This window comes from Knoellia koreensis (assembly GCF_013041615.1).
Lineage (GTDB): Bacteria > Actinomycetota > Actinomycetes > Actinomycetales > Dermatophilaceae > Pedococcus > Pedococcus koreensis.
The window spans coordinates 284,641-295,923 of record NZ_JABEPQ010000005.1; the positions used below are offsets into that span (position 1 = coordinate 284,641).

Below are 11,283 nucleotides of genomic sequence, written 5' to 3' on the forward strand. Positions count from 1 at the left end.
CATGGGAATCGCCGACGACGCCATCGAGGTGCGCGCCCAGGGCTGGCGCACGCTGGCCGCACTGCACGGGCTCATCGAGACCGCGCTGGAGCGCGAGCTGACCAGCCGGCACCAGCTGTCGGTGGTCGAGTTCACCGTGCTCGACGCGCTGTCGCGCCAGGACGGGTGGCACATGCGGATCAGCCAGCTGGCCCGCGCCGCGGCCCTGTCCCCCAGCGCCACCACGCGTCTGGTCAACCGGCTCGAGGACCGCGGGCTGCTGCGCCGGGTCCTGTGCGCCGACGACCGGCGCGGCATCTACACCGAGCTGACCCCGGCCGGGTCGAAGCTGCACAAGGCCGCCCGCCCCACCCACGACCGGGTGCTCGAGGAGGCGCTGACCGTCGGCGAGGACACCCCCGAGCTCGCGCCCCTCGTCGACGCCCTGCACCGACTACCGGCACCCGTGGGCTGAGGCGCGCCCGCGGCATACCCTCACGAACTTTGGCCCAAAGTTCGCGGGTGCTGGGAAGGTTCCCGTCACAAGCGAACTTTGGGCCAAAGTTCAGGTGGCGACCGATCAGCTGCCGCTGACGACCCGGGTGTTGCGGTAGTAGTGGCGCAGGATCGTGGCGTAGCCCTGGCCCCGGTTGGCGAGGTCGCGTGAGCCGTACTGCGACAGCCAGTCACCGTTGACCCAGGCGCCGCAGGCGGTCGTGGTCGCGCAGTAGTGGGCCTTGAGGACGGCGCCGTCGCGGGTCAGCCGCACGTTCCAGGTGGCGTCGACGGCGGCGCTGGTCGACGCCTTGGCCGAGCCCGGCCGGTAGACCTGGTCGCCGGTGTCGTCACGCACGTCGTAGCACTCGCCGAACGGGGTCCTGCGGGTCGAGTGCAGCGCCCAGTACCAGGCGTAGCTCTTGGTCGCGACCGCCCCGGACTTGAGCGACTCCTTGGGCCAGCTCGAGATCCACTCGTTGGGCAGCACGTTCTTGACGTAGGTCTTGAACGGGACGCGGTCGACCCGGCCGAGGTTGGTCCGGTAGACGAGGATCGTCGAGGGCAGCTTGGTGTTGGTGCCGTCGGTCTTGCAGCCCGTCGGCCCGGGGTTGTTCGACAGGAACCGGTGGGCGGCGTTGTCGTTCTTCAGGGTCGCGTTGAGATTGCCCCGGGCGCCGGGCTTGAAGTCCTGAAAGGCCCCGGAGTACCCGCTGTTGAAGTAGACGCGCACCGTCTTCCCGCTGCGGTTCCACACCGACGCCGCGTGGTTCTTGACGCACAGGCCTCTGCCTGCACCGCGGCCCTTGAAGTCGTAGCACGACGGCTGCTTGTCGCCGTAGTCGGAGATCGAGCCGCGGAAGTCCGAGACGGACCCCTGCTGGTTGCTGTTGTAGTAGAGGCAGAACTCGCTGCTCTCACACTTGCCGTCACGCGATGCCGCCAAGGCCGGTGACACGGCGACCACCGGTGCCGCGACGGCAAGGGCGAGTCCGAGTCCCGCTGCGATCTTGGTCCTGCGCTTCATGGTCTTCCCCTCACGTCGTGGTTCTGGTGGCGGGCGACTGACCGCCCTTGACTTGCCACGACTGTCCCGGTCAGCAGCCGGGCCGACAATGGGGAGGACTCCCCCGGCACCGGCACGGCAGGATGGCCCCATGAGCTACCCGCCACCGATCTACGACAAGGACTCAGGCGAAGTCAGCGCCTGGCTCGTCGCCGCCGACTCCGAGCCAAATGTGGTGTACCCCAACGGAAATCGCGTCCGTTACCTCGCCATGGGCGAATCCACCGGGGGCACCTACGGGATGTACCACTGGGAGTTCGCCGGACCGCGCAGCGGCCCGGACGCCCACTTCCACAAGACGCTCACCGAGTCGTTCTACGTCCTGACCGGCGAGGTCACGATCTACGACGGCACCGCCTGGAAGCCCTGCCAGCCGGGCGACTTCGTCCACGTCCCCGCCGGCGGGCTGCACGGCTTCCGCAACGAGTCCGGCCCGGCGTCGATGCTCCTGCACTTCGCACCAGGAGCTCCGCGCGAGGGCTACTTCGAGGGCCTGGCCCGCGTGGCGGCGGGAGAGACGATGGGCGATGCCGAGCGCGACGAGTTCATGCGCTACCACGACAACTACTGGGTCGACTGACGCCCTCGGCGCTTCCTTGCGTCTGCGTGAACGGTTGCCATGACAGCCGTTCACGCAGACGCAAGCGCAGCCAGCTGCAACCGCACGGCCAGACGCACCACTGGGTCGTCGAGGTCGAGGCCCGCCAGGTCGGCGATCCGTCCCATCCGATAGCGCATCGTGTTGGGATGCACGTGGATCGCCCGAGCGGCGGCCGTCGGCGCACCCGGGTGGTCGAGCCAGGCCGCGAGGGTCGTGAGGTATGCCGTGCCCCCCACCTCGTCGTGCTCCTGCAGCAGGCGAAGCGGCCCGAGAGCCTCGTCGGGCAGCGCGGCGGCCGCCCGTGCGACCGTCACCTGGGCCCACAGGTGCTCGTGTTCGGTCACCGGCCCGACGCGCGAGTCCCTTTGTGCGGCAAGGCGACTCGCCTCGTGCGCCTCGCCCCGCGAGCGGTCCAGCTCCGCGGGTCGGTATGCCGGTCGGCCGGCTCGCGCGGTCAGGTCCAGCCGCTCGGCACGCACCTGCGCAACCACGCCGCGCAGCCAACGCCACGTCCCCGGTGACGGCTCGTCACTGTCGCGCACCACGGCATACAGGCGTCCGTCGAGCTCGGCGACCAGGGGCTGGTTCCACGCATGGCGCCGCAGCACCGACTCCCACACGTCGAGGGCGCGCAGGGACGCGTCGTCGACACCCAGTGCGACGACCCGCCACGGACCGGCCGGAAGCCACTCGTCGGCGCCGGACTCGTTGCCGGACAGCACCGCTCGCACCCGGTCGGCGGCAACCCGGCGGGTCAGGTCGGCCTGCGCCCGAAGCCGCAGCAGGTGCAGCGCGACCACCGAGGAGGTGTGCACCAGCTCGGCCACCAGGGCGGAGTCCGGCCGTTCCTCCACGACCGCCCAGATCGACCCGAGCCACTCACCGCCGGCACGCACGGGGATGACCAGACGCGGCCGCAGCAGTGCCGAGTCCGGGACGAAGATCGGCTCGTCCGACCTCGCCATCCGACGGAACACACCCTGGGCGCGCAGCGTGGCGAGCACCTCGTCCGGGACCCGGCGGCCGACGATGGTCGAGACGCGCGCGGGGTCGGCGTCGTCCTGGCGGGAGGAGTAGGCGAGGACCCGCGACTGTGCGTCCTCGATCGTCACGGGTGCGTCGACCAGGGCGGCCGCGGCATCGGCGAGCGCGAAGAGGTCGTCCTGCACGGGAGCGTCGTCGCGCCGGCCCGGCCCGACCGCGGCGCGGTCGAGGACGCCGCGCAGCAGCCACACGAGGTGAGCCCAGGATGCCTGCTCGGCGAGCTCGACGAGCGCCACACCTTCGCGGCGGGCCCGATCACGGACGGTGCGGCGCCGGGCGAGCGAGCGCCGCAGCACCACCCCACCCGCGCCGGCTCCCGCCGCGGCCGTCAGCAGCGCGCCGGCCGCGTCGGCGGTCTCCACCCCCACACCGAGCAGGAGGTCGCCCGGTTGGCCGAAGACCTGCATGGCTGGTTCGGCGATGGTGAGGTCGTCGACCTCGGCACCGTCGCGCGGCACCCCCAGGGTCAGCAGGCCACCGAGGGTGGCCACGAGGTCGGCGACGGCGAGCATCCGCCCACTGTTCCAGCGTTTGTGATGTAGGCACAAGCGAACGGCGAGATTTCAGGCTCTGCCGCCAAGGCGGCATACCTCCCCCCGCTGTCACGCTCAGGGAATGGCTTCCATCACTGCTGCTGGCACCCCGGTCCCCGAGCGCGTCGCTGTCGTCGGCGCGGGAATGGTGGGCCTCTCCACCGCCTGGTTCCTCCAGGAGCGTGGCGTCGAGGTGGTCGTGCTCGACCGCGAGGGTGTCGCGGCAGGCTCGTCGTGGGGCAACGCCGGGTGGCTGACGCCGGGCATCGCGACGCCGCTGCCCGAGCCGGCCGTGCTCAAGTACGGCATCCGTGCGGTGCTGTCGCCGAGCTCACCGGTCTACGTGCCGCCGAGCGCGAACCCGAGCTTCCTCAAGTTCGTCACCGGGTTCACCGCGCACTCGACGATGAAGGCCTGGAAGAAGGCCATGGGTGCACTGGTGCCCGTCAACGACCTGTCGCTCGAGAGCTTCGACCTGCTGCAGGCCGGGGGTGTCCGGGCCGAGACGCGTGAGGCGAAGTCGTTCCTCGCGTCCTACCGGACGGCGCAGGAGCGCACGACCCTGCTCGAGGAGATCGAGCACATCCACGCGGCTGGTCAGTCGATCGAGTTCGAGGCCCTCACCGGCGACCAGGCCCGCGCCATCGAGCCGAGCCTGTCCGACGAGATCGGCGCCGCGATCCTGCTCAAGGGCCAGCGGTTCATCGACCCGGGTTCCTACGTGCACGCGCTCGCCGACTCAGTGCGGGCCCGTGGTGGCAAGATCCTCACTGGCGCAACGGTTTCCGACATCCGTGACACCGGCCGCGGGGTCGTCGTCACCACCGCCGAGGGTGCCGTCGAGGAGTTCGACGCGGCCGTGCTCGCGACTGGTGCGTGGCTGGGCAAGCTGGCCCGCCGGTTCGGGGTCCGAAACGTCGTCCAGGCCGGTCGCGGCTACTCGTTCTCGGTCGCGATCGACCACGTGCCGAACGGTCCGGTCTACTTCCCGGCGCAGCGCGTCGCGTGCACGCCGATCGGTGACCGGCTGCGCGTCGCCGGGATGATGGAGTTCCGCAAGCCCGAGGCCGCGCTCGACCAGCGCCGGATCCGCGCGATCGCCGAGGCCGCCCGGCCGCTGCTGCGCGGCGCCGACCTCGATGCGCGCCAGGACGAGTGGGTCGGCTCGCGGCCGTGCACCGTCGACGGACTGCCGCTCATCGGCGCCACGCGCTCACCGCGGGTGTATGCCGCGGGCGGCCACGGCATGTGGGGCATCACCCTCGGGCCGGTCACCGGCCGCCTCCTCGCCGAGACGATGGTGACGGGCAAGCAGGTCGAGCAGCTGCGCCCCTTCGACCCCATGCGCTGACGCGGCTTCCTCGCCTCACCTCGTGCGCAAAACGGGGGTTGCGAGCATGAAACGGGGGCTCTCGACGCCCGTTTCATGCCAGCAACCCCCGTTTTGCGTTCAGGTCGCCAGCGCGGTGAGCAGCTCGACGGCGCGGGCCAAGGCTGCCGAGTCGTCGTCGGCCCTCATCCCTACGGCCAGCTCGACCGTCGCATCACGCGCGGCGAGCGGCCGGTAGGTCACCCCCGGCACCCCCAGCTCGGACACCGGCTCCGGCACGACGGCCGCACCCAGTCCAGCGGCGACGAAGGTGACCAACGTCGACGTCTCCGACACCCCGTGCCGCACGCGCGGCTCGAACCCCGCGCGTCGGCACAGCTCCACCACCGCGCCGTGCATCACGGACCGGGCGGGGGCGTGCACCACGAGGTCGACCCCGCGCAGGTCGGCGACCCGCAGCCGCTTCCGCGCGGCCAGGGGATGGTGCTCAGGCAACGCGACGATGAGCTTGTCGCGACGCAGCGGCCGCACGCGCACGAGCGGCTCGTCGACCGGCGGGCGCAGCAGGGCCAGGTCGATGTCGCGCTCGACGAGCGCCGTCACCTGCGCCGGCACGAGCATCTCGCCGCGAAAGCTCAGGTCGACGCCGGGCAGCTCCTCGCGAACGGCCCGGGCGAAGGCCGGCAGCAGGCTGTAGGTGGCTGAGCCGACACAACCGACGACGAGTCGCCCCTCGAGCCCAGCCGAAACCCGCCTCGCCTGCTCGCCTGCCGCGTCCACCTCGGCGAGGATGCCGCGGACGCGTTCGAGGTATGCCGCGCCGGCGGCCGTGAGCGCGACGCGCCTCGTCGTGCGTTCGAAAAGGCGCAGGCCGAGCTCGTCCTCGAGCTGGCGGATCTGGTGGGACAGCGGGGGTTGCGCCATGTGCAGCCGTTCCGCGGCGCGGCCGAAGTGCTGTTCCTCCGCGACGGCCAGGAAGTAGCGCAGGTGCCGCAGTTCCATGGGTCGAGTGTCGCAGATGTGGCCGGAGATTCGGACTCATGACGTCCTGATTGGCGCCGAATGGGTATTTCCCCATCCGGGTCATCGGGCCCTACGGTCGTGCCATGGACGATGTCGTGATCTGCAGCCCGCTGCGCACCCCGGTCGGACGCTTCGGCGGTGCCCTGGCGAGCGTGCCCGCCGCCGATCTCGCGTCGGGGCTGCTGCGCGAGCTGGTGTCCCGCACCGGACTCACCGAGGGCGACGTCGACGACGTGGTGCTCGGGCAGGGCTACCCGAACGGTGAGTCTCCCGCGGTCGGGCGCATCGCCGCCCTCGACGCGGGTCTCGGGATCGGGGTACCCGGCCTCCAGCTCGACCGCCGGTGCGGCTCGGGCCTGCAGGCGGTGATGTATGCCGCGGGCATGGTCGCCACCGGCGCCGGACGCGTCGTCGTGGCCGGCGGCGTCGAGTCGATGTCGCAGGTCGAGCACTACGCGCTGGGGCTGCGGACCGGGGTGAAGCAGGGCGGGATCGACCTCGCCGACCGCCTCGACCGTGCTCGTGAGACGGCCGGCGGGCGTTCGCACCCAGTGGCCGGCGGCATGATCGAGACCGCCGAGAACCTGCGGCGCGAGTACGGCATCAGCCGTGAGGAGCAGGACGAGTTCGCCCTCCGGTCGCAGCAGCGGGCCGGGGCCGCCCAGGCGAGTGGGCGGTTCGACGCCGAGCTCGTGCCCGTGACCGTGCCTGGTCGGCGTGGGCGCCCGGACACCGTCGTCGGCCAGGACGAGCACCCGCGCCCCGACACGACCCTGGAGCAGCTGGCTGGTCTGCGGCCCGTGCGGCTCAAGGTCGACCCGGAGTCCACCGTGACCGCCGGCAATGCCAGCGGGCAGAACGACGGTGCGGCGATGTGTGTCGTGACGACTCGCGCGGAGGCGGACCGGCTGGGTCTGGAGCCACTGCTCGCGTTACGCAGCTGGGCCGTCGCCGGCGTGGGGCCCGAAGTGATGGGCATCGGACCGGTGCCCGCCACCGCTGCCGCGCTCGAGCGCGCCGGGATCACCATGAACGACCTCGACCTCATCGAGGTCAACGAGGCCTTCGCCGCCCAGGTGCTGGCCGTCCTGCGCGAGTGGAAGCTCGACCCCACCGACGACCGGCTCAACCCCAACGGTTCCGGCATCTCCCTGGGTCACCCGGTCGGCGCCACCGGCGGTCGCATCCTCGCCACCTTGGCGCACGAGCTGCGCCGGCGCGAGGGCCGTTACGCGCTGGAGACGATGTGCATCGGCGGCGGCCAGGGCATCGCCGCGGTGTTCGAACGGGTCGCGTGATGGCTTCGGGCGGGGGCGTCGAGGTCCACCACGTCGTCACCGGTCGGCAGGATGCGCCGGTGGTCGTGCTGTCCAACTCACTGGGCTCGACGCATCGGATGTGGGACGCGCAGGTCGAGGAGCTCTCTCGACACTTCCGGGTCGTCCGGTACGACACTCGTGGACACGGCGAATCGCCTGTGCCCCAAGGGCCCTACTCCATCGATGACCTCACCGACGACCTCGTCGCGCTCCTGGACCGGCTCGGTGTCGCCCGCGCCCATGTGGTCGGCCTGTCGCTCGGCGGGATGACCGCCCTGCGGCTTGCGGTTCGCGAGCCCGATCGCGTCGACCGACTGGTCGTCCTGTGCACCGCGGCGCACCTCCCTCCGGCGCAGGGCTGGCTGGACCGGGCAGCCACGGTGCGCGCCCATGGCACCACAGCGGTCGCCGACGCAGTCGTCGACCGCTGGTTCACGGCGGCATACCTCGCCTCTCATGACGACGTGCGCGACGCGAACGTCGCCATGGTGGCCGCGACCCCACCCGACGGGTATGCCGCGTGCTGCGAGGCGATCGCCGCGATGGACCAGCGCGACGACCTGGTGCAGGTGGCTGCGTCGGTGCTCGCGATCGCGGGAGCCGACGACCCGGCCACCCCTCCGGGCCTGCTTGGGGAGATCGCGGATGGCGTCAAGGAAGGTCGGTTGCTCGTCGTACCCGAGGCCGCGCATCTCGCGAATGCCCAACAACCGCAGGCGATCACGCCCGCGATCATCGCTCACCTGAAGGGAGAGGCGGCATGAGCGTCGACAAGGTGGTCGCCACGGCGGCTGAGGCCGTGGCCGACGTCGCCGACGGGTCGAGCCTGGCCGTCGGTGGTTTCGGGCTCTCGGGGATCCCGTGGTTCCTCATCGAGGCGCTGCTCGAGCAGGGGGCGGCCGACCTCGAGGTGGTCTCCAACAACTGCGGTGTCGATGGCGCCGGGCTCGGGCTGCTGCTCGAGGCACAGCGGATCAGCCGGGTGATCGCGTCGTACGTCGGCGAGAACAAGGAGTTCGCGCGGCAGTACCTCGCCGGCGAGCTGACTGTCGAGCTCACACCCCAGGGCACGTTGGCCGAGCGGCTGCGCGCAGGGGGTGCCGGGGTCGGGGCGTTCTTCACCCCCACTGGCGTGGGCACGCTGGTGTCCGAGGGCGGGCTGCCGTGGCGCTACCACCCGGACGGGACTGTCGCAATTGCCTCTCCTGCCAAGGAAACACGCGACTTCCGTGGAGTCGAGATGGTCTTGGAGGAGGCGATCGTGACGGACGTGGCCCTGGTGCGGGCGGCGGTGGCCGACCGGGCCGGCAACTGCGTGTTCCACGCGGCCGCCCGCAACTTCAACCCGGCGGCCGCGATGGCCGGTCGGCTGACGATCGTCGAAGCGGAACGTGTCGTCGAGGCGGGCGACATCAGACCGGACGAGGTGCACCTGCCGGGCGTCTTCGTGCAGCGCGTGGTCGAGCTGACGCCAGAGCAGGCGGCGCGAAAGGACATCGAGAAGCGCACGACGCGGGGCAAACGCCCCGCCGCGACCGTGGGAGCGAGCTGACATGGCCTGGAACCGTGACGAGATGGCGGCACGCGCCGCGCAGGAGCTGCGCGACGGCGAGTACGTCAACCTCGGGATCGGCCTGCCAACACTGATCCCGGACCACCTGCCCGAGGGGTCGAGCGTCACCCTCCACGCGGAGAACGGGATTCTCGGCGTCGGGCCATTTCCCTATGAGGACGAGGTGGATCCGGACCTCATCAACGCCGGCAAGCAGACCGTGACGGTGCTGCCGGGAGCGTCCTACTTCGACTCGCCGACGAGCTTCGCGATGATCCGCGGTGGGCACATCGACACGGCTGTCCTCGGGGGAATGCAGGTGTCGGCCACCGGCGACCTCGCCAACTGGATGGTGCCCGGTGCCATGGTCAAGGGCATGGGCGGTGCGATGGACCTCGTGAGCGGCGCCGGCCGCGTGATCGTGCTGATGGAGCACACGACCCGCAAGGGCGAACCCAAGCTGGTGGAGGCGTGCTCGCTGCCGCTCACCGGGCGCGCGGTGGTCTCCCGGGTGATCACCGACCTGGGTGTCTTCGACGTCGCCGGTACAGGGTTTGCCGTGGCCGATCTTGCCCCCGCGGTGACGCTCGAGCAGGTGCGCGCCGCGACCGGCGCGCCCCTACTGGAAGCCGACCACGCGGCATACCCCGTGTGAGTGAGGGCGGGTATGCCGCGCGGCCGACGTTGCGCCACAGGCGCGGTCTGCAGGGCGGATCTCCTTCGGTGCGAGCGGTCACGGCAGATGTGGTGAAAACGCGAAATCACCTGCAGGACAGCGAGATTCGTTGTGGACAGCCCTTGCGTATCGAACGTGTGTTCGATAGAGTGAGGCATGGTCGGAACGGAGCTCCTCACCACGGTCACGCGGCTGGCGCGTGACCTGTCCGAGGCCGGGGCCGCGGCGGAGCTGGGGTCATGGTCGGGTGAGGACCTGCTGGACCTGGTCGAGGCGACCCAGCGGCTGACCAACACCGTCGCCGCGCTCCAGACGCGGGCGATCGCGCACGCCGCCGCCCATGACGAGCACCTGGACCAGCACGGGCAGTGGGTGCTGCAGCACCGCGGCCTGGGCCACAAGGCGTTGGACGCCGGGGCGATGATCGCCACCCGGATGGGCATCTCGACCGCCGCGGCCGAGTCCCGCGTCGATGACGCCGTGCACCAGGTCACCGTCACCCCGCAACTGGTCAAGGCCATGCACCGTGGTGACCTGGACGGGTGGCGCGCCCGGGTGGTGACCAGTGAGCTGTCCGCGTGCCCGGACCAGGCCGCGACGACGGTGATGGACCTGCTTTTGGCGCACGTGGCCGACCGGGGCGGGTGGGACGAGACCGCCGGCCCGTTGCGCACCCGCGTGCGGCGCCTGGTCGCGAAGGTCGCACCGCAGGTCCCGGCCGAAGAAGCAGCCGTCGCGGTGGAGCGGCGGTGCGTGGTCCGCACCCCCGCGACCCAGGGCACCGACCACTGGGAAGCCGAGCTCCCGGTCGAGTCCTCGTTGCCGATGTGGCACGCGATCGAGACCCTCGCCCACCAGCTCCGGCAAACCGACCGCACCCTGAGCGTGAACCAGGCCCGCGCCGACGCCCTCGCCCAACTCGTGTTGGCCCAAGCCGATGTGACCGTGCTCCTGCACGCCACCATCCCCGACACCCCCACCAACCCCACCAACCGCACCAACGGCGGCGACGGCGGCGACGTCGGCGGCGTCAGACCAGGAGGCGCAGCACCGGACAACGGCTCTGACTCGCCGCCCAAGCCACCGGTCGGCACCGGCGAGCCTGGCGACATCACGACTGGCGACGGTGAGCTCCGCCCGACGCGGGTGGCGTCGCTGACCGAGATCGGTGGGTTGTCGTCGCAACCGGTGCTGCTCGATCTGGGCAACCTGGGCAGCAACGCCCGCCTCAAGACCTCCACCCCACTGATCTGCGACCCGAACACCGGGGCCGTGACCTCCGGGATGATCCCGGCTGGTCTCGGACCACCAAGCAAAACCACGAAGAACGCCGCCACACCAGTGCGCTCCTACGCCATGCCCACCCGCATGCAACGCCTCGTGCGCCTACGCGACGGACACTGCCGCTTCCCCGGCTGCACCATCGCCGCCCGGTTCTGCGACCTCGACCACGTCGTGCCCTGGCCCATCGGCGCCACCGACCCCGCCAACCTCATCTGCCTGTGCCGACGCCACCACCGCATCAAACAACGCCGAGGCTGGCCTTCCGCGTCAGAGTTAATACACCAGAGCCCGGCTGAAACACCCAACCAGGAGACGGCTACGTTTCGTCCGTTTCGAAAGGTTGGAGTAGATGACAGAGCCCAAACCCAAGCCCGGGTTGCA

The 11,283-nt window shown here is 71.0% G+C and carries 11 protein-coding genes; 8 read left to right on the forward strand and 3 right to left on the reverse strand.

Translation table 11 applies throughout. From position 1 onward, the window contains the following. Nucleotide 1 precedes the first annotated feature (1 nt). Nucleotides 2-454, forward strand: a complete 453-nt coding sequence (locus tag HJG52_RS18665; protein WP_171245126.1) for a MarR family winged helix-turn-helix transcriptional regulator — start codon at nucleotides 2-4, stop codon at nucleotides 452-454. Between the two features lie 105 nt (nucleotides 455-559). Here HJG52_RS18665 and HJG52_RS18670 read toward each other — a convergent pair whose 3' ends face one another. Further along, a complete protein-coding gene (locus HJG52_RS18670) occupies nucleotides 560-1,501 on the reverse strand; it encodes a SpoIID/LytB domain-containing protein (RefSeq protein ID WP_171245127.1) in 942 nt (313 codons plus the stop codon). Nucleotides 1,502-1,631: 130 nt separating this feature from the next. On the opposite strand from HJG52_RS18670, the gene HJG52_RS18675 reads away from it, so the two are divergent. Then, nucleotides 1,632-2,120, forward strand: a complete 489-nt coding sequence (locus HJG52_RS18675; protein ID WP_171245128.1) for a cupin domain-containing protein — start codon at nucleotides 1,632-1,634, stop codon at nucleotides 2,118-2,120. A 50-nt stretch (nucleotides 2,121-2,170) separates the two neighbouring features. Here the strand turns inward: HJG52_RS18675 and HJG52_RS18680 are convergent, their stop codons facing one another. Continuing rightward, nucleotides 2,171-3,697 (reverse strand): PucR family transcriptional regulator, encoded by a 1,527-nt coding sequence (locus HJG52_RS18680; protein ID WP_171245129.1) that lies wholly within the window; start codon nucleotides 3,695-3,697, stop codon nucleotides 2,171-2,173. Nucleotides 3,698-3,800: 103 nt separating this feature from the next. Between HJG52_RS18680 and HJG52_RS18685 the strand changes: the two genes are divergently transcribed. Then, a complete protein-coding gene (locus HJG52_RS18685; protein WP_171245130.1) occupies nucleotides 3,801-5,069 on the forward strand; it encodes an NAD(P)/FAD-dependent oxidoreductase in 1,269 nt (422 codons plus the stop codon). A 99-nt stretch (nucleotides 5,070-5,168) separates the two neighbouring features. Here HJG52_RS18685 and HJG52_RS18690 read toward each other — a convergent pair whose 3' ends face one another. Continuing rightward, nucleotides 5,169-6,050, reverse strand: coding sequence for a LysR substrate-binding domain-containing protein (locus HJG52_RS18690; RefSeq protein ID WP_171245131.1), 882 nt, complete (start codon nucleotides 6,048-6,050; stop codon nucleotides 5,169-5,171). Nucleotides 6,051-6,154: 104 nt separating this feature from the next. On the opposite strand from HJG52_RS18690, the gene HJG52_RS18695 reads away from it, so the two are divergent. From HJG52_RS18695 to HJG52_RS18715, 5 genes are all read left to right on the forward strand, one after another. After that, entirely contained in the window at nucleotides 6,155-7,369 is a 1,215-nt protein-coding gene (locus HJG52_RS18695; RefSeq protein ID WP_171245132.1) for an acetyl-CoA C-acetyltransferase, read from the forward strand. Continuing rightward, a complete protein-coding gene (gene pcaD / locus HJG52_RS18700; protein WP_171245133.1) occupies nucleotides 7,369-8,154 on the forward strand; it encodes a 3-oxoadipate enol-lactonase in 786 nt (261 codons plus the stop codon). Before HJG52_RS18695 ends, pcaD begins: the two co-directional genes overlap by 1 nt. Continuing rightward, complete coding sequence (locus HJG52_RS18705; protein ID WP_171245134.1) at nucleotides 8,151-8,942, forward strand: CoA transferase subunit A; 792 nt, start codon at nucleotides 8,151-8,153, stop codon at nucleotides 8,940-8,942. The genes pcaD and HJG52_RS18705 overlap by 4 nt, the downstream gene beginning before the upstream one ends. Before the next feature lies 1 nt (nucleotide 8,943). Beyond that, nucleotides 8,944-9,597, forward strand: coding sequence for a CoA transferase subunit B (locus HJG52_RS18710; RefSeq protein WP_171245135.1), 654 nt, complete (start codon nucleotides 8,944-8,946; stop codon nucleotides 9,595-9,597). 177 nt (nucleotides 9,598-9,774) lie between these two features. Beyond that, nucleotides 9,775-11,283, forward strand: a 1,509-nt coding sequence (locus HJG52_RS18715; RefSeq protein ID WP_171245136.1) for an HNH endonuclease signature motif containing protein, incomplete at its 3' end; no start/stop codon positions are given.